Annotated in this window: 16 protein-coding genes; 14 read left to right on the top strand and 2 right to left on the bottom strand. The window is 50.8% G+C overall.

The window, feature by feature from the left end; translation table 11 throughout:
* The first annotated feature begins 3 nt into the window (after positions 1-3).
* From citC to GCWU000182_RS04290, 6 genes are read left to right on the top strand one after another with little or no spacing between them, the layout of a single operon-like run.
* Positions 4-1,038, top strand: coding sequence for a [citrate (pro-3S)-lyase] ligase (citC, locus tag GCWU000182_RS04315; RefSeq protein WP_023391553.1), 1,035 nt, complete (start codon positions 4-6; stop codon positions 1,036-1,038).
* A 2-nt stretch (positions 1,039-1,040) separates the two neighbouring features.
* Positions 1,041-1,349: a citrate lyase acyl carrier protein gene (gene citD / locus GCWU000182_RS04310; protein ID WP_023391552.1), complete on the top strand. Its 309-nt coding sequence runs from the start codon at positions 1,041-1,043 to the stop codon at positions 1,347-1,349.
* A complete protein-coding gene (gene citE / locus GCWU000182_RS04305) occupies positions 1,337-2,224 on the top strand; it encodes a citrate (pro-3S)-lyase subunit beta (protein WP_035364073.1) in 888 nt (295 codons plus the stop codon). The genes citD and citE overlap by 13 nt, the downstream gene beginning before the upstream one ends.
* 1 nt (position 2,225) lies before the next feature.
* Positions 2,226-3,758 (top strand): citrate lyase subunit alpha, encoded by a 1,533-nt coding sequence (gene citF / locus GCWU000182_RS04300; protein WP_023391550.1) that lies wholly within the window; start codon positions 2,226-2,228, stop codon positions 3,756-3,758.
* Positions 3,751-4,305, top strand: a complete 555-nt coding sequence (gene citX, locus GCWU000182_RS04295) for a citrate lyase holo-[acyl-carrier protein] synthase (protein ID WP_023391549.1) — start codon at positions 3,751-3,753, stop codon at positions 4,303-4,305. The genes citF and citX overlap by 8 nt, the downstream gene beginning before the upstream one ends.
* A 15-nt stretch (positions 4,306-4,320) precedes the next feature.
* Complete coding sequence (locus tag GCWU000182_RS04290) at positions 4,321-5,715, top strand: oxaloacetate decarboxylase subunit alpha (protein WP_023391548.1); 1,395 nt, start codon at positions 4,321-4,323, stop codon at positions 5,713-5,715.
* 236 nt (positions 5,716-5,951) lie between these two features.
* Here GCWU000182_RS04290 and GCWU000182_RS04285 read toward each other — a convergent pair whose 3' ends face one another.
* Together GCWU000182_RS04285 and GCWU000182_RS04280 are read right to left on the bottom strand one after the other, a co-directional pair.
* Positions 5,952-6,710, bottom strand: coding sequence for an HAD-IIB family hydrolase (locus tag GCWU000182_RS04285; RefSeq protein ID WP_023391547.1), 759 nt, complete (start codon positions 6,708-6,710; stop codon positions 5,952-5,954).
* 3 nt (positions 6,711-6,713) lie between these two features.
* The gene (locus tag GCWU000182_RS04280; RefSeq protein WP_023391546.1) at positions 6,714-8,429 is read right to left on the bottom strand and encodes a PTS transporter subunit EIIC; all 1,716 of its coding nucleotides are present in this window, start codon (positions 8,427-8,429) and stop codon (positions 6,714-6,716) included.
* A 189-nt stretch (positions 8,430-8,618) separates the two neighbouring features.
* Here GCWU000182_RS04280 and GCWU000182_RS04275 point away from each other — a divergent pair, with 189 nt between their 5' ends.
* From GCWU000182_RS04275 to GCWU000182_RS04240, 8 genes are all read left to right on the top strand, one after another.
* Positions 8,619-9,386 (top strand): MurR/RpiR family transcriptional regulator, encoded by a 768-nt coding sequence (locus tag GCWU000182_RS04275; protein ID WP_023391545.1) that lies wholly within the window; start codon positions 8,619-8,621, stop codon positions 9,384-9,386.
* A 21-nt stretch (positions 9,387-9,407) separates the two neighbouring features.
* On the top strand, positions 9,408-10,745 hold the full coding sequence (locus GCWU000182_RS04270) for a bifunctional metallophosphatase/5'-nucleotidase (RefSeq protein ID WP_023391544.1): 1,338 nt from the start codon (positions 9,408-9,410) through the stop codon (positions 10,743-10,745).
* Positions 10,746-11,040: 295 nt separating this feature from the next.
* On the top strand, positions 11,041-11,505 hold the full coding sequence (locus GCWU000182_RS04265) for a CtsR family transcriptional regulator (RefSeq protein ID WP_035364070.1): 465 nt from the start codon (positions 11,041-11,043) through the stop codon (positions 11,503-11,505).
* 19 nt (positions 11,506-11,524) lie between these two features.
* Positions 11,525-14,035 (top strand): ATP-dependent Clp protease ATP-binding subunit, encoded by a 2,511-nt coding sequence (locus GCWU000182_RS04260; protein ID WP_023391541.1) that lies wholly within the window; start codon positions 11,525-11,527, stop codon positions 14,033-14,035.
* A gap of 26 nt (positions 14,036-14,061) precedes the next feature.
* Positions 14,062-14,940 carry a PucR family transcriptional regulator gene (locus GCWU000182_RS04255; protein ID WP_023391540.1) on the top strand — a complete coding sequence of 293 codons (879 nt, stop codon included), beginning with the start codon at positions 14,062-14,064 and terminating at the stop codon, positions 14,938-14,940.
* A gap of 4 nt (positions 14,941-14,944) precedes the next feature.
* Positions 14,945-15,481 (top strand): tRNA adenosine(34) deaminase TadA, encoded by a 537-nt coding sequence (tadA, locus tag GCWU000182_RS04250; RefSeq protein WP_023391539.1) that lies wholly within the window; start codon positions 14,945-14,947, stop codon positions 15,479-15,481.
* Between the two features lie 203 nt (positions 15,482-15,684).
* Positions 15,685-16,731, top strand: a complete 1,047-nt coding sequence (locus tag GCWU000182_RS04245; protein WP_023391538.1) for an AEC family transporter — start codon at positions 15,685-15,687, stop codon at positions 16,729-16,731.
* A gap of 82 nt (positions 16,732-16,813) precedes the next feature.
* On the top strand, positions 16,814-17,809 hold the full coding sequence (locus GCWU000182_RS04240; RefSeq protein ID WP_023391537.1) for a 2-hydroxyacid dehydrogenase: 996 nt from the start codon (positions 16,814-16,816) through the stop codon (positions 17,807-17,809).
* Positions 17,810-17,820: the final 11 nt, after the last annotated feature.

Genomic DNA, 17,820 nt, shown 5'->3' with positions numbered 1-17,820 from the left:
AAAATGGACGGCTATGTGACCAGACGCCTCTGGTTGGACCGTGACCCGCAAGCCTTGAAAGATTGGCAGGCTTTAATGCAGGCCGCCAAGCTGAGTGACCAGGAAACGGTCGATTATACAATCGGCATTTATGATGGGGCACGCTTGGCAGCGACTGGGTCCTTGGACGGCAAGATTCTCAAGTGCTTGGTGGTTTGCGCCGCCTATCAGTCAGAGAATTTGTTGACGCAAGTGGTGATGGCCCTCTTGGAACGTTTGGACCAGGAAGGCTTGACCAATCGCTTCGTCTATACTAAACCAAAGAATCTTCCTTACTTTAAGGCCTTGGGCTTTCGGCTTCTGGCGCAAACCGAAGCCTTGCTCTTTATGGAGCAGGGCTTTCCGTCCTTTCAGGACTATCTGAGCTATTTGACTCAGCATAAGGTGGACAGTTCCCAAAATGGGGCCATCGTCATGAACGCCAATCCCTTTACCCTAGGCCATCGCTATCTGGTAGAACAGGCTTTGTCCGCCTGTGACCACCTCTATATCTTCGTGGTATCCGAAGATCGGTCCTATTTTAGCGCGCAAGATCGCTTCAAGATGGTCCAAGCCGGGGTGGCAGATTTAGCCAATGTCACCGTCCTGCCTAGCCGTGATTATATGGTCTCGCAGGCTATCTTCCCCTCCTACTTCCTTAAGGAAAGGGCGGATTTGGCGGTGGCTCAGGTCCAGGCAGAACTTGATGCGCAAGTCTTCAAGCAGTTCATTGCGCCTAGTCTAGAGATTGCCATTCGCTTTGTAGGGGAAGAACCCCTATCGCCGGTCACCCAAGTCTACAATCAGGCCTTGGCCCAAGCCTTCGGCCAGGACTTAGACCTAAAGATTATCCCCCGTCTAGAAAAGGACGGCCAGGTTATTAGTGCGACCCGCGTACGGGCAGCGATTCAAGCAGGGAAGCTAGCTGACTGGGTCAACCTAGTCCCACAGTCAACCTATCATTACATACAGTCACAAGACTTACTGGGCCAAGACGCCCAGAGAGAAAAGGTGGAATAAAGATGGAAATTAAAAAAAGTGCAGTTGTTGGCACCTTGGAATCAAGCGACATTATGATTACTTTGAATCCGAGTGATGCTGGACGCATTGACATTCAATTAGAAAGTTCAGTCGAAAAACAATTTGGGGCGCAAATTCGTCGTGTCATTGAAGACACCTTGACTCGCCTAGGCATTCAATCAGCTCAAGTAGTAGCGGTTGACAAGGGTGCCTTAGATTGCACCATCCAAGCTCGGACCATTACGGTGGCCCATCGTGCAGCTGAATTATCAGAATATAATTGGAAGGAGATTGACTCATGGAACGCTTAAGAAGAACAATGATGTTTGTCCCCGGTGCTAATGCGGCTATGCTACGCGATGCGCCACTATACGGGGCTGACTCTATTATGTTTGACCTAGAAGATGCAGTCTCCCTCAAGGAAAAAGACTCTGCCCGCACCTTGGTGCACTTCGCCCTCAAAACCTTTGACTACAGCAATGTCGAAACCGTTGTACGGATTAACGGGCTGGACACTACCGGTGCCCTAGATATCGAAGCGGTAGTCTTGGCTGGGGTTGACGTGGTACGTCTGCCTAAGACCGAAAACGCCCAAGATATCGTGGATGTCGATGCTATTATTACCCGTGTTGAGCAGGAAAATAATATTCCTCTTGGTCGCACTAAGATGATGGCGGCCATCGAATCAGCTGAAGGGGTACTCAATGCTCGTGAGATTGCTAAGGCATCTGACCGTCTGATTGGGATTGCCTTAGGGGCGGAAGACTATGTGACCAACATGAAGACTCGCCGTTACCCTGATGGCCAAGAACTCTTCTTCGCACGTAGCATGATTCTACATGCAGCGCGTGCCGCAGGGATTGCCGCAATCGACACCGTCTACTCTAACGTAGACAACATGGACGGCTTCCGTGAGGAAGTCACCCGCATCAAGCAATTAGGTTTCGATGGTAAATCAGTCATCAACCCACGCCAAATTCCAGTGGTTAATGAAGTATATGCCCCAACTGAGAAGGAAATCCAACAATCTAAGGAAATTATCTGGGCGATTCGTGAAGCTGAAGCTAAAGGCTCTGGCGTCATCTCAGTCAAAGGGAAAATGGTCGACAAGCCAATCGTGGAACGCGCTGAGCGGGTCATTGCCCTAGCCAAAGCAGCGGGACTCATTAGCGAGGAGGAAATTTAAGATGGTAGTCAACAAAGCAGGACGTGAAATTCCACAAGCAATCGCCGATCAATACGGCGTCTATGAAGGAGAGCTGGCACGGATTAAACCTTATGAAGCTTCAAGCCGTAAGGTAAAGCCCGTTGAACCACGCCAAGAAAAACTCTTGGGCAGCCTTCGCGAAGCCATTGAAAAGACCGGCCTCAAAGACGGCATGACCATTTCCTTCCACCACCATTTCCGTGAAGGGGACTATGTCATCAACATGGTCATGGAAGAAATTGCCAAAATGGGGATCAAAAATCTCTCCATCGCACCTTCTTCTATTGCCAATGTACACGAGCCCCTTATCGACCACATCAAAAATGGGGTCATCACCAACATTACCTCTAGTGGTCTGCGTGACAAGTTAGGGGCTGCGATTTCTTCCGGTATTATGGAGAATCCAGTGGTGATTCGTTCCCACGGGGGACGTGCCCGTGCCATTACGGCTGGCGACATCCACATTGACGTAGCCTTCTTAGGTGCCCCAAGTTCTGACGAATATGGGAACGTCAACGGGACCAAAGGGAAAGCGACTTGTGGCTCCCTAGGTTATGCCATGATTGATGCTAAATATGCCGACCAAGTAGTAGTCATCACTGACTCCTTGGTACCATATCCAAACACCCCAATCTCCATTCCACAAACAGACGTAGACTATGTGGTCGTAGTAGATGCCATTGGGGATCCTCAAGGGATTGCCAAAGGGGCAACTCGCTTCACCAAGAACCCTAAAGAGCTCTTGATTGCAGAATATGCTTCTAAGGTCATTACAGGTTCTCCTTACTATAAGGAAGGCTTCTCCTTCCAAACAGGTACGGGTGGTGCTTCACTAGCTGCAACCCGCTTTATCCGCGAACAAATGATTAAAGACGGCATTAAAGCCAGCTTCGTGCTAGGTGGAATTACCAATGCCATGGTTGAACTCTTAGAAGAAGGCCTAGTTGAGAAGGTCATCGACGTACAAGACTTTGACCACCCATCGGCAGTGTCCCTTGGTCGCAATGCAGACCACTACGAAATCGACGCTAGCATGTATGCTAACCCACTGTCCAAAGGGGCCATGGTTAACCGTTTGGATGTCGCCATCTTGTCTGCCTTGGAAGTCGATACGGACTTCAACGTCAATGTCATGACCGGTTCTGACGGGGTTATCCGTGGGGCTTCTGGTGGTCACTGTGATACCGCCTTTGCTTCTAAGATGTCCATGGTGATTTCACCATTAGTACGTGGCCGCATTCCAACATTCGTAGACTCTGTTAATACGGTCGTAACACCAGGGACTAGCGTGGACGTGGTCGTCACTGAGATTGGGATTGCGGTTAACCCTAACCGCCCAGACTTAGTTGAACACTTCAAGTCTCTCAAGGTACCTCAATACACCATCCAAGAACTCAAAGAAAAAGCCTACAGCATTGTGGGTAACCCAGAACCGATTCAATACGGGGACAAGGTTGTAGCGGTCATCGAATATCGTGACGGTAGCGTCATCGACGTGGTGCGCAATGTCTAAGGGACTCTTTGATGGGCCTGAGGTCCATTTGGGCCAGGTTCTATCAGCCCGCGAGGCGCGGAGCCAGCGCCAGAGCCACTTACTCGAGACCTATGCGCCGGCCGTCTTGGTCTCCATGACCCTCAACACGCCGGGGCCTGTCAAAAACTCCGAGGGCCTGTCCAAAATCGGTCACCAGCTAGCCCAGCTCGTCAGTGACCATTTGGCCCAAGAGGCGGTTCTCTACCAGGATTTGCTGGAGGCCGTGACAGGGTTAGAGGCCTATTGGGTGGTTAGCCAGGAGGCTGAGCTAGTCAAGCGCCATTTAGTGGCCTTTGAAGGGCAGCACCCCTTAGGTCGTCTACTAGACTTGGATGTGCTGGAACTGGTGGAAGGTAGACCCTGCCCCATCAGCCGCCGGCAGTTAGGCTTGGCACCCCGCCAGTGTTTCCTCTGCCAAGCAGACGCCAAGCAGTGTGCTCGCTCACGCCAACACTCAGTAGCGGACATGCAGGCCTATATCAGTCAGGCCGTCGCTAACTATGAGGCCCAGACTGAATCCCCTTAAGGAAAGGAATAAACTATGAGCAAATTAATTCGTATCACTGAAACCGTCTTACGGGATGGCCAACAAAGCCAAATTGCCACTCGTATGACGACGGAAGATATGTTGCCAATTCTGAAAACCCTGGATCAAGCGGGCTTCCATGCCCTGGAAGTATGGGGCGGTGCGACCTTCGACTCTTGCATCCGCTTCTTAAACGAAGATCCATGGGAACGTCTGCGCCAAATTCGCGCAGCAGTCAAAAACACCAAGTTACAAATGCTCTTGCGGGGTCAAAACCTGCTAGGTTACCGTAACTATGCGGACGATGTAGTGAAGCTCTTCGTGCAAAAATCAGTCGAAAATGGGATTGATATTATCCGTATCTTCGATGCCTTGAACGATGTACGCAACCTAAAAACTTCGATTGAAGCAACCAAGGAAGCAGGGGGCTTAGCCCAAACAGCTATTTCCTACACCACTAGCCCAGTCCACACCCTAGACTATTATGTGGACTTGGTAGGACGCATGGCCAAATTCGGGGCAGATTCTATCTGTATCAAGGACATGGCAGGGGTTCTAACACCACAAGCTGGTTATGAATTGGTTAGCCGTATCAAGGATAAGGTAGATTTACCGTTGGAAGTCCACACCCATGCAACTAGCGGGATTTCTGAGATGACCTACCTCAAGGTAGCAGAAGCAGGGGCCGACATTATCGACACAGCCTTGTCATCCTTCTCTGGCGGGACTAGCCAGCCAGCCACCGAATCGATGGTCTTGGCCTTAGAAGACTTAGGCTTCAAGACAGGCGTGGATATGAAAGAAGTAGAAGCGGCAGCAGCTTACTTCAACGGCATCCGCGACAAGTTCCGGGCTGAAGGTGTGCTCAATCCTAAGGTTAAGGATACCGAGCCTAAGACCTTGATTTATCAAGTGCCTGGCGGTATGTTATCCAACTTGCTCAGCCAATTAACCGAACAAGGTTTGGCTGATAAGTATGATCAAGTACTTGCTGAAGTACCAAAAGTAAGGGCTGACTTAGGCTATCCACCATTGGTAACCCCATTATCACAAATGGTAGGGACCCAGGCGGTGATGAACGTCATCTCTGGCCAACGCTACAAGATGGTTCCTAAGGAAATCAAGGACTATGTCTTAGGCCACTACGGTCAAGCACCAGCCAAGATTGATCCAGAAGTCAAGCAAACCATTATTGGGGACGCAGAAGTTGTAACAGTACGACCTGCTGACTTGATTGAGCCGCAATTACCAGAATTGCGGGAAGAAATTAAGGACTACGCTAAGTCTGACGAGGATTTACTCATGTATGCCCTCTTCCCACAACAAGCCAAGGATTACCTAGGCCGCCGGGAAGATCCCTACTATGACGTACCTGTTCAGACAGTGGAAGTATCCTTGGACTTACAATAAGCTAGAGAGGATGGGAGTCATTCCCGTCCTCTTTTTTGTTGGGTCGGGCCAGGAAATAGAGGAGTAGTTGAAAAGTTGTGACTAAATCAGCACGTAAAAAAGGGGGCTTCAGACCCTATCTATCAATAGATAGATTGATAGATAGGGAGAGGAAAAAAAGCAGCCAGCCCAGTAAGGGCTAGCTGCCGTTTTCTTATACCCGCGGAAGTGAAGGAAGTGAGGCGGGCCTTGAGGCTTTATAGATAGTGTGTTTGGAAATGGGCCATGGCGTCAGCGAAGCTAGCTACCACGTGAGTGGCTTGGGCTTGAACTTCAGCTGGAGCATGATCCATACAATAGGAGATGTCAGCCACTGCGAACATGTCGCTGTCATTGCCTGAGTCGCCAAAGACTACCAGGCGGTCATAGTCAGACCGGATGATGGCTAAGCCGGAGGCCTTGGAGACCCCTTGAGCCGTTACTTCTAGCCGAGTAGAGCCTGATTTATAGGTAGCCAGTTGAGGAAACTTGGCTTGCAAGTCAGCTAGGTAGAAGTCGGCGGTCTCAGCACTTGGGCGGACATTGACCTTGTAGAGGCGATGGCCTTCTAAGGCTGGATAAGGGTCTGGCAAGCAAATCAAAGGCATATTCCAGAGCCGTTGCTTATGCTCGTGGTCGAAGTTACCAATGCGACGTTGACCGTCTAGGGCATCAAAGATTAATTTTTGCTCCTTGAAATAAGCCAGCAGCTTGGGCGTGACGTCTTCAGGTAAGTGATGCTCGGCCAAGAGTTGGGCATAGCGCGTCACCACCGCGCCGTTAAAGCCAATCATATGCGTGACATCGAGATTATTGCCTTGGACAATGTACTGGATCTCTGCCAGGGAGCGGCCAGTGGCGATGGAGAAGTCGCCCAGCTCTTTGGCGGTATGGTAGGCCGCCAAATCAGCTGCATTGACCGTGACAGAATCCTTGACGAAGGTACCATCTAAGTCTGTCACAAAGAGGTTACGCATGACTTATTCCTCCATGCCGAGGATGTCTTGGATCTCCATTTTCAAGACATTGGCGTGGGCTCCATAGATTGATTGCATTTGCATGTCGTTTTCGGCAAAGCCTAGGGCACCTAGTTGGTGAACGATAGTGTCTTTATCTACTTGGGCTTTGTCTTTGACATTAATCCGCAGGCGGGTGATGCAGGCATTGACTTCTTCAATGTTGTCAGGGCCACCGTGAGCGGCAATCAAGCCTAGGGCTTGTTGATAGATGCCTTCGGGACTGTCAGGAATGGTCTTCATGGCAGTACCTGAGTTTAGCAGGGCTTGGTCTTCAGGGTGTAAGTCATTGTTGCTGTTGTCTTGACCGACTTGGTTAATGGTGACACCCAGTTTTTCCCGTGCTTCTTTCTTGCTTGAAAGTTTGACTTCATCGCTATCTTCACGACCTGGTGTCTTCAAGTTGAATTTAAGGATGAGCAAGCGGAAGACATAGTAGTAGAGGATGAAGCAAGGTACACCGACGATGAAGACTAACCACCAGTGGGTTTTAGGTCCTTGCAGTACGCCGTAGATAATTAAGTTAATAAAACCGTGACCGGTTGGTGTTGCCACCCCAGCACCTAAGAGGTGCATTACCAATAAGGCAGTCCCAGCCATGAAGGCATGAGCGATATAGAGGATTGGGGCAACGAAGAGGAAGGTAAATTCAATTGGTTCGGTAATCCCGGTTAAGAAGGCTGTACCAGCAGCTGCGAAGAGCAGAGAGCCGACAACTTTGCGTTTCTTAGGATCGGCTGTCTTGTACATAGCGTAGGCAGCCCCAGATAAACCAAACATGAAGTAAACGAATTTCCCGCCGTTGAAACGGGTAATGGATGGGTCGATTGAGGTAATGTTAGGATCCGCAAGTGACGCTAGGTAGGCATTGATGGTACCCACAACGCGTTCGCCATTGATGGTCCAGGTCCCACCTAATTCAGTGGTACGTACAGGCCAGTTCAGCCCGTGGTGGAGACCAAATGGTAGGAGTGCCCGTTCAACTAGCCCATAGAGGAAGGTACCTAGCGGACCAGATTTGAGGATGAAGACGGACATAACTGAAATCCCTTGTTGGATTGGTGGCCAGATGAAGAAGAGGATAACCGAAACAAAGGCCATGGCAACGATGGTCACAATCGGTACGAAACGTGGGCCACTGAAGAAGCCGATTAGGGCAGGTAATTGTTTCTTAACCGCCCAACGGTGAACGAAGAAAACCACGACTCCGACGATAATCCCACCGAAGACGCTGAGGTCCAGGGTTTGAATCCCCATAACCTTAGTCTGCATGGCATTGGCCATGGCTAGTTTAGCTTCAGCGCTAGATAACTTGCTGGTGTCCACCAAGCTATGGCTTTGGACTAGGAGGAAGTTGAGGACGGAGTGTAAGACGATAAAACCGAGTACCCCGGATAGGGCAGCAGAACCTTTTTCGCGTTTGGCTAAACCAACGGCAACGCCGACAGCGAAGATGATAGGTAGGTGGTTGAAGGCTGTGTCCCCTAAAGTAATAAAGAATTTCATAATGAATTGGAAGATTTGGTTCTGAAGAACAGGGAACATCTTCAAGGTATCTGAGTTAGAGAAGGCAGTCCCAATCCCCTTAATAATCCCGGCCCCTGGCAAGACCGAAACAGGTAAGAGGAAGGATCGGCCAAACTGCTCAAAGGCATAAACAAATTTGTTTTTTTGACTCATTGTAGTCGCTCCTTCATAATTTGATAAGTCTATTCTAGCAAAAAAGCAAACGCTTTAGTTAAATGTGCTAAAAAGTTCCCAAGGAAGATAAAATTGACTCCAAGAGGTAAAATTACCTCTAAATTTTGTGGTGGCTCCCAGCTGTGGTACAATAGAAATGTAAACCCTTAGGGGATCAGGAGGGATGACATGTTTTTCGTTAACCTAAAGGCTCACTATGAAGAATTATCGGTCTATGAACAGGAAGTCATCGACTATCTTATGAAGCAGGACAATATCGAGGCCCAGACCCTCAAGTCTATTGGGTCGGCCCTGCATTTGTCGGCTTCGACCATTGTACGGGCAGGTAAGAAGTTAGGTTATGCTACCTTCAATGAACTCAAGTATGACCTGCGCCGTAGTAAGGAGTCCAATCAGGAGTCCCATCATCTGGAGGCCAGTCATTTTGACTTGATGAAGGCCCAATTGACGGACGAGTTCCAACGGACCATGGCCCTATTAGACCAGGTTGATTTCGAGTCGGTGGCCGACCGGGTCTTGGCGGCGCGTCGGGTCTTCTGCGTGGGGATTGGCTCTAGCTATATGCCCATGTCCGACTTTAACCGTAAGCTCAAGCTCATTGATGTCTGGGCCAATGACTTCTTCGAACAGTATAGTATTGAACGCATTCCTGATATTGCGACCAAAGAAGATGTCATCGTAGTCTTCTCCCTAGGTGGGGCCAACAAGACGGTTAATGAGACCCTACTCAAGGCTCGCCAAAAGGGGACCCATATTGTGGCCATTACCAGCCTGACCCATCATCCTTTGGCTAAACTCAGTGATCAACTGATTCAGATTTATGATGCGCCCAAGGCGCGTAAGAAGATTCGGTCCCGGCTCATGCTCAACCTGGCCGGAACCCTCCTCTTCGAGACCTTACTCAAACGCCAGGCCGCCCAACAAGAGCAGGCCTAGGCAGAAAGAAGCGATTGATTCATGCAAGCTGTAAAACTTGGCATTCTCCATACTAATGACACCCATTCCTACCTGGATTTATTTGGCCAGCGGGCCCATCTGATTAAAGGCCTGCGCGCGCAGTATCAAGCCAGCTTGTTGCTGGGGGCTGGGGACCTCTTTGTGGGTGGCCCTTACTTCCAGCTCTTTGCTGGCCAAGCGGAAATTGCCCTCTTGAACCAGTTGGGTTATGATGCGGTCACTTTTGGCAACCATGAATTTGATTTGGGACCTAGCTTTTTGGCCTCCTATATGGCCCAAGCCCGAGTGCCCTTTGTGTCCAGTAACCTGGACTTTAGCCGGGAGCCGGCTTTGGCTGATTTGGCGGCGCAACAAGTGGCGCCTTACCGCCTCTATGACCTGGCGGCTGGTGTCCGGCTGGCTGTCCTAGCAGCGACAACCCTGGAAACTCTGGATAATTCTTCGCCAGGGGAGCTGATTGGCTTTGAAGAGCCTCGTCTGGCCTTAGAACGGAATCTGGCCTTGGCCCGTCAGGCTGGGGCAAGCCACTTTGTCCTCTTAAGCCATCTGGGTTATGAGACGGACCTGGCTTTGGCCCAAGAAGTTCCGGACTTTGCCGCCATCATCGGGGGCCATACCCATACGGTGACAGAGCAACCTGCCTTGGTCGGTCAGACCTTGGTGGTACAGGCTGGCTACTATGGCCGCCTGTTAGGCGAACTCAGTCTCTGGCTCCATCCGGATGGCAGCCACCAGCTCGGCCACTACCAACTACATGATTTAAGTCATTATGCCAAGGTGGCCCGTCCGGTGGCTAAGGAACTCAAAATCTGGCAGAGCCAGGCCCAGGCGCGGATTAGCCAGGTCATCGGCCAAAGTCGTCAGGCCCTGGATGGCAGTCGGGAGGCCTTGAGCCAGGGCCATACCAATCTCAGCCAACTGGTCTGCCGGGCCTATGCGGCAGCTGCGCGGGCCAAGGGCTGGCAAGTGGACTTTAGCCTCATTAATGGGCGAGGCGTCCGCGCAAGTCTGGATCAGGGGCCGGTGACCTATGAGGAGGCTCTGGCCATTCTGCCCTTTGGCTGTCAGCTCTGGGTGCTGGAAGTGACGGGTGCCGACCTCAAGGAGGCGCTAGAATCCGGCCACTATCCTCGTATGATCGACAGTCAAGGTCAGCCCTTAGAGGTCCAAGAAGCAGTCAAAGGCCTGGACCCTGAGGCCACTTATCAGTTGGTAACCAACGACTTCTTAGGACGAGGCCGGGATGGTTATGAGGGCTTGGCTCGTCACCAGCTGCTGGATCAGCAGCTGGGTAGCGACCTGGATGCCTTGGTGGCCTACCTGTCCCAAGAGGCTTAAGCCTATTTAATAGTTACACTATTAAATAGGGTTTGAGAGGGCAAAGATTCTGGCTTTTTGGCAGTCTCAGACCGGAAAAGTCAGAAATTAGCCGGAAACGTTCGTCTTTTGGCGGCCAAAGCCTGTCAGACCGGGATTTGGCCCCGGCCACTTATGAAAACGCAAATATATAATCATTTATATAAAAAGGGGCCTCAGGCTCCTTTTTCTTTAGCTCTAGGCCAAGCAATTAGGTTGGCAAAAGGTCTGATTTGGTGTACAATAGTCAAAGAAAGTCAATGTAAGGAGGGGTAACATGTCAAGCCGCAATATGACCGACATCATTGAGGCCTATTTGAAGGAATTTCTTAAGCACCAAGAGCATGTCGAAATCAAACGTAGTGACATCGCGGAGCACTTCGACTGTGTCCCGTCACAAATTAACTATGTCATCAAGACGCGCTTTACCCAGGAGCATGGCTACCTGGTCGAAAGTAAGCGAGGGGGTGGCGGCTATATCCGCATTCTCAAGATTGAATTGGCCGACGAGGCAGCCCTGATTGATCAGCTGATTGAATTAGTGGGCGATAAGATTAGCCAACGCAACGGCATTCATATGATTGAGAATTTGATTGGCAAGGGCCTGATTACCAACCGCGAGGGAACCTTAATCCTGTCCGTGATTGAAAAATCTGTCCTCCATCAAATCAGTGAGCAAGAACAGGCGGCCCGCGCCCAACTGCTCAAGACCTTTTTGCAACAACTCAAATACAGCTATTAAGAAAAGGAGTGAAGACGCGATGTTTGAAGAACTATTTACCGAAAGTGCCCATCAAGTCATGATCATGGCGGCTGAGGCCACCTACCAATTGCGCCATTCTGCCATTGGTACCGAGCATATCTTGATTGGTCTAGCCCGCGAAGAACGTGGGATTGCCGGCGTCATTCTCCGTGAATTTGGCGTGACCCCGGAACTGATTCTGAACGAGTTACGGGCCATCCACGGCGATGTAGAAGCACCTATGCCGCGGGGGGAAGTCACCCTACCTTATTCGCCACGCGCCAAGAAAAATATCATGGATGCCTCCAATACAGCTAAGCGCTTGGGTGCACGCCAAATTGGGACCGAGCATCTCTTATTAGCCATGCTGCCACAAGAAATCCTGGCGACCTTAATCTTACGCAACCTAGACGTGGACTTGGATGCCCTTAAGAAGGCCGTCTACCAAGCCATCGGCATTGATAAGATGCCAATGGGCCAAAGCAAGCCTCAAGCGCGGACCCAGAAGGCCAGCGAGACTGCGCCAAGTAAGACACCAACCTTGGATTCCTTTGCCCGCAACCTGACCCAAATGGCCAAGCAAGGCCAGATGGATCCAGTGGTGGGCCGCGAGAAGGAAGTTCAACGCATGCTGCAAATCATCAGCCGTCGTAAGAAGAATAACCCTGTCCTAGTTGGGGACCCTGGGGTAGGTAAGACTGCCTTAGCAGAAGGCCTAGCCCAACACATCGTATCAGGCGACGTGCCAGCCGATATTGCCAAGAAACGCCTTATGATGCTGGATATGGGGAGCCTGGTGGCTGGGACCAAGTACCGGGGTGAGTTCGAAGAGCGCATGAAGCGCATTGTGGAAGAAGTCATGGCTGACGGCCAAGTCATTCTCTTCATTGATGAGCTCCATACCTTGATTGGGGCCGGCGGCTCTGAAGGGGCTATTGATGCAGCCAACATCCTTAAGCCAGCCCTGGCGCGGGGTGAAATCCAAGTCATCGGGGCAACAACCCTGAGTGAATATCAGAAATACATTGAAAAAGACGCGGCCTTGGAACGTCGTTTCTCCAAGGTGCAAGTGGACGAGCCAACGCCTGAAGAAACCATCCAGATTCTGCAAGGGCTCAAGACCCAATATGAAGTTCACCACGCCGTGACCATTACCGATCAAGCCATTGAAGCGGCGGTCAAACTCAGTGTCCGCTACATTACATCACGCTCCTTGCCTGATAAGGCCATCGACTTAATCGATGAAGCGGCCGCTAAGGTGCGGATTGAAGAAGCTGTCTCTCACGATCCCCTTTTCGCCCTAGAGAAGGAAATGGCCAAGTTGCAGGCTGATAAGGAAGAAGCCGTGCTAGCCCGCAAGTTCCCTGAGGCAGCCAGCCTCCGTGAAGCCGAACAAAAACTGGAAAAACGTCTAGCCCGGGCCCGCAAGAAAGCCCAAGCTCAGGCCGGCCAGCCAGCGCATTTAGTCGTGGATGAAGAGCAAGTGGCCCAAGTGGTGGCCCTGTCAACCGGCATCCCCGTGACCCAAATGGCCATGAAGGAAAGCCAACGCCTAGTTAACCTAGAGCGGGAGCTTCACCAACGGGTCATCGGCCAGGAAGAAGCCGTGTCCGCCGTGTCACGCGCTATTCGCCGGGCTCGTTCTGGCCTCAAGGCGCCAGGCCGTCCAATTGGTTCCTTCCTCTTCTTGGGACCAACTGGGGTCGGTAAGACCGAATTGGCCAAGGCCTTGGCCCAAGCTATGTTTGGCTCGCAAGACAATATGATTCGGGTCGACATGTCCGAGTACATGGAGAAACACACCGTGTCTCGCCTGATTGGTTCGCCTCCAGGTTATGTCGGCCATGAAGAAAGCGGCCAGTTGACCGAGAAGGTTCGCCAAAAACCTTACTCTGTCATTCTCCTGGACGAAATCGAGAAGGCCCACCCAGATGTCTTCAACATCCTGCTCCAAGTCTTTGACGACGGGCATTTGACGGACTCCAAGGGTCGCCAAGTCGATTTCCGCAACACCATCATTATCATGACCTCTAACCTAGGGGCCACCGCCCTGCGGGATGAGAAATCCGTCGGTTTTGGGGCTAAGCAGTTTACCGCTGACCACCTGGCCATGGAAAAACGTATTCGTGAAGAGCTCAAGCGTTCTTTCCGCCCAGAATTACTCAACCGGATTGACGAAACGGTGGTCTTCCACTCCTTAACTAAGGAAGAAATTCGCCAAATCGTTAAGCTCCATACTAAGGATATTATCAAGCGCCTAGGCGAACTGGCCATCAAGGCTCGGGTGACCGACACAGCGGTGGACATTATTGCCGAAGCCGGCTTCGACCCAGAATACGGGGCGCGTCCAATTCGCCGTGCGATTCAAAAACAAATTGAGGACCAACTCAGTGAGTTGCTGCTTAGCGGCAGCATTGTCACCGGGGACTCGGTCACGATCGGTGGCCGGTCCGGTAAGATCAACATTGCCGCTAAGGACCATGAGGCTGGCTCAAGCAAGGCCAAAGCTAAGCCCAAAGCCAAAGCCTAAGAAAATTTCAAGACAGGAGCTAGCCCATGTTTGAACAACTGCAAAGACTCTATCCCCAGGCCCAAGCAGTCGCACCGGATGCGGTGCTGCCCGGCTATCTGATTGTCCAATTAGGGGATCAAGGCCTGGCCATTCCTCAGGCTGACCTGACTAGCAAGGAAGAAGAACTCTTGCTTATGATGAGCTTGGCCAAGGCCACCCCCCAGGTGCCGGTCGTGGATTTAGCGCCACATCAACAGGCCTGGCGGGCCTTTCTCCTAGAAGGACAGCCACTGGAAGGCCAAATGCGGGGCAGTCTGGTCTGCATCTATTTGATTATGCAGGCCAAGTCAGAGACCTTCGACCCTGTCTTGTGGCAGCAAACCCTGGAAGATTCTCTGGAAGCCATTGAAGTGGTCATTCCAGATGAAGCCAATCGCTGGCTAGTCTGCCTACGGGGCATGGAGCACGTTGGCGCCTTGGTGGACATTATTAAGACCTTGGACATCGATTTTGAGACGGTGACCCGGGGCTGTGTCGGCCTAGTAGCCAAGTTGGACCAGGATTATGTGGCCCATTTCCAAGATGAGCGGCGTCTGGTTCACAGTATTCTGTCTCAGATTATGGAGCCTGAAATTGTGCCCCTAACCTCAGTCCTCTTACGCCTGGTAGGGCGCGAGGTGACCAAGCAGTATGCCTTTATGGATCGACTGCACGATGTCCTCAAGCACAATCCAGACTATGCGGCGACGGTGCGAGCCCTCTTTGAACATCAGGGCAACCTGAGTCAGGCAGCCGATGAACTCTATATTCATCGCAATACCTTGACCTATCGTCTCAGCAAATACACCAAGGAAACGGGGCTCAACCTGCAACACCTGACGGATCTGATTGTCAGCTACCTGGCCCTGGAACATAAGGGGTGAGGCCATGATGGATGCAAGCCAACTGGCGCCTACCGACTTGGCCCAGCACGAATATTGGATGCAGCAGGCCCTAGAACTGGCCGACCAGGCCCAAGCCCTAGGCGAAGTGCCCATCGGCGCCCTCTTAGTTAAGGACGGCGTCCTCCTGGCTTCAGCCTACAATCTGCGGGAGGTCAACCACCAGGCCACGGCCCACGCCGAACTCCTGGCCATTGAGGCCGCCAACCAAGCCCTGGGCGCCTGGCGCCTAGAGGGCTGCACCCTCTATGTGACCTTGGAACCCTGCCCTATGTGTGCGGGCGCCCTGGTCTTATCGCGGGTGGATCAGGTGGTCTACGGGGCGAGTGACCCCAAGGGCGGTTGTGCCGGCAGTCTCATGAATCTCTTGGAAGACAGCCGCTTCAACCACCAACCGCAAGTCATTAGGGGAGTACTGGAAGCCCAGTGTAGCGACAAGCTCAAAAACTTCTTCCAAGGCCTTCGCAAGCGCAATAAGTTGCGCAAAGAGCAAGCCAAGCAAGCGGATGGACAAGCTGACTAATTAATACAAAAATCAACGCTCAAGTCAGCCCTCTTAAGGGCTAGTCTTGAGCGTTTTTTTCTTGGCTAGGAAGGCGGATTTGAGCTGGTTTGCAAAAATGAACTTTTTCATAAAAAAGTGTCAACAAGGCGCTCCCTTTGTGGTACAATAGGAACGTTGACGGTCCAGGACCGTCTCAAAATTATTTAAGGAGGCATTATCAATTGCAAGTATTTGATAAGTTAGTTGAGGTTTTAAGTAACCCCAAGTTTGTAGAGAACATTTTCTCTACAATTTCTATTATCTTAGTCGGCTATTATATTCGTAAGAAGAATATTGTCGACGAAAAGAGCGGCAAGGTCATTAGTAACCTAGTCCTATCAGTGGCGATTCCGGCTTTGGCCTTTAAGGCCTTTATGGCGCCAATAAGCAAGGAAACCTTCACCAAGGGTCTCAACGTCTTTATCTTTGGTTTTGTAGCCTACGTGATTCTGATTGTCCTAGGTGAGCTTTTCTTCGTTAAGGAAAAGGGAGACCGCAAGACCACCTTATCTGTTCTGACAACCTTTGGGTCAACCACCTTCTTCGGTATCCCAATCATCAACGGCTTACTAGGGGCAACCGGGGTACTCTACGCCAATATCTTCAACTTGGCTTACCGGGTCTTCCTCTACTCTTACGGCTTGATCCGCATGAGTGGCACTAAATTCGAGAAGAAGAACCTTAAGTCTATCTTCGGGAACATTATTGTGATTGCGACCTTCGCAGGTCTCCTTATCTGGCTCTTCCAAGGCTCTTTACCACAAGTATCCGTTATGGATCCTAAGACCAAGGAAATGGTGAACGTCGCCTTCCTACGTATTGACTTAACTGCGCCATGGCTCTTCAAGGCCCTGACCTACTTGGCAGACTTGAGCTCTCCATTAGCTTGGTTAGCTATCGGGATTACCTTGGGTAACATCTCGATTGCAGATGCCGTCAAAGAAAAAGCTGCTTGGTACTACTCAGTCGTTAAATTACTCTTTGTCCCTGCTATCTTTGTAGCCCTTATCTTCGCCATCAACTTCTTCTTGCCAATGGGCTTTGAAGCGGCTATGGGGATCATTATCATGTTAGCAACCCCACCAGCAACGGTTGCGGTGGCTTATGCCATTAAATTCGACCGTGAAGCGGTTCTAGCAAGTAACGTCTCCCTCTTGGCGACCGTGCTCAGCATCTTGGCGATTATCTTCTGGATTGTCGTAGGACAAGGGATTTTCGCAGGCTTATAATTAGTCACAAGCACTAGGCAAAGTAGACGGGGTTCCGACCTCGGTCTACTTTTCCTCTTTTATAAAGGAGTATTATCAAATCATGAAAGTATTAGCATATGGCGTCCGTGACGTCGAACTACCAATTTTTGAAGCCGTCAATCAAAAGTTTGGCTATGACTTAGTCTGTGTAGCCAACTACTTGAATGGGCCTGAAGAAGCGCGTCAAGCTGCTGGTTGCCAAGCGGTTATCTTACGTGGTAACTGCTGGGCTAACAAGGAAGTCTTAGACATCTACAAGGAATTGGGCGTAGAATATGTCTTGACCCGGACTGTTGGTGTTAACCATATCGATGTGGCCTATGCCAAGGAATTAGGCTTTAAGTTGGCTTATGTGCCTTTCTACTCGCCTAACGCCATTTCTGAATTGGCCCTAACCTTGGCCATGACCCTCTTGCGTAACGTGGCCTACACCACTAATCGCACTAGCCAACAAGATTTCCGTGTGGACAATCAAATGTTTGCCAAGGAAATCCGTAACTGTACCGTTGGTGTGGTTGGGATTGGCCGGATTGGCTTGACAACCGCAACCCTCTTCAAGGGCTTGGGCGCGAATGTCTTAGCCTACGACGCCTTTCCAAAAGAAGGGGTAGACCATATCTGCACCCAAGTAGAACTAGATGAGCTCTTAGCTAAGTCAGACGTGATTTCCATTCACGCGCCTTACATTCCAGCTAATGGCAAGGTCATCACCAAGGAATTTATCAGCAAAATGAAGCCAGGGGCTATTTTGGTCAACACCGCGCGCGGTGAGTTGCAGGATGTGGATGCCATTATTGAAGCCATCGAATCTGGTCATTTGGCTGGGGCAGGCTTAGATGTCTTAGAGAACGAGAGCCAATTCTTCTTCAAGGACTTGCGCGGTCAAAAGATTAGCGATCCTGCGGTTAAGAAATTGGTTGACCTCTATCCTAAGGTCTTATTAACCCCTCACATGGGGAGCTACACCGATGAGGCAGTAGAGAACATGGTGGAAACCAGCTTCAATAACCTCAAGTCTTACCTGGAAACAGGCCAATGTAGCAACGACATTGCCTAATAGTGAAGCAA

The organism is Abiotrophia defectiva ATCC 49176 (assembly GCF_000160075.2).
GTDB lineage: Bacteria > Bacillota > Bacilli > Lactobacillales > Aerococcaceae > Abiotrophia > Abiotrophia defectiva.
Note: the sequence above shows the minus strand (reverse complement) of the source record. Positions and strands in the feature narration are given on the sequence as shown.

Coding starts and splice junctions, on each gene's coding strand:
- citC (WP_023391553.1), top strand. CDS start 4: ATGGACGGCTATGTGACCAGACGCCTCTGGTTGGACCGTGACCCGCAA.
- GCWU000182_RS04260 (WP_023391541.1), top strand. CDS start 11,525: ATGTTTGAAGAACTATTTACCGAAAGTGCCCATCAAGTCATGATCATG.
- GCWU000182_RS04270 (WP_023391544.1), top strand. CDS start 9,408: ATGCAAGCTGTAAAACTTGGCATTCTCCATACTAATGACACCCATTCC.
- GCWU000182_RS04275 (WP_023391545.1), top strand. CDS start 8,619: ATGTTTTTCGTTAACCTAAAGGCTCACTATGAAGAATTATCGGTCTAT.
- GCWU000182_RS04255 (WP_023391540.1), top strand. CDS start 14,062: ATGTTTGAACAACTGCAAAGACTCTATCCCCAGGCCCAAGCAGTCGCA.
- GCWU000182_RS04240 (WP_023391537.1), top strand. CDS start 16,814: ATGAAAGTATTAGCATATGGCGTCCGTGACGTCGAACTACCAATTTTT.
- tadA (WP_023391539.1), top strand. CDS start 14,945: ATGATGGATGCAAGCCAACTGGCGCCTACCGACTTGGCCCAGCACGAA.
- GCWU000182_RS04290 (WP_023391548.1), top strand. CDS start 4,321: ATGAGCAAATTAATTCGTATCACTGAAACCGTCTTACGGGATGGCCAA.
- citE (WP_035364073.1), top strand. CDS start 1,337: ATGGAACGCTTAAGAAGAACAATGATGTTTGTCCCCGGTGCTAATGCG.
- citF (WP_023391550.1), top strand. CDS start 2,226: ATGGTAGTCAACAAAGCAGGACGTGAAATTCCACAAGCAATCGCCGAT.
- citX (WP_023391549.1), top strand. CDS start 3,751: ATGTCTAAGGGACTCTTTGATGGGCCTGAGGTCCATTTGGGCCAGGTT.
- GCWU000182_RS04265 (WP_035364070.1), top strand. CDS start 11,041: ATGTCAAGCCGCAATATGACCGACATCATTGAGGCCTATTTGAAGGAA.
- citD (WP_023391552.1), top strand. CDS start 1,041: ATGGAAATTAAAAAAAGTGCAGTTGTTGGCACCTTGGAATCAAGCGAC.
- GCWU000182_RS04285 (WP_023391547.1), bottom strand. CDS start 6,710: ATGCGTAACCTCTTTGTGACAGACTTAGATGGTACCTTCGTCAAGGAT.
- GCWU000182_RS04280 (WP_023391546.1), bottom strand. CDS start 8,429: ATGAGTCAAAAAAACAAATTTGTTTATGCCTTTGAGCAGTTTGGCCGA.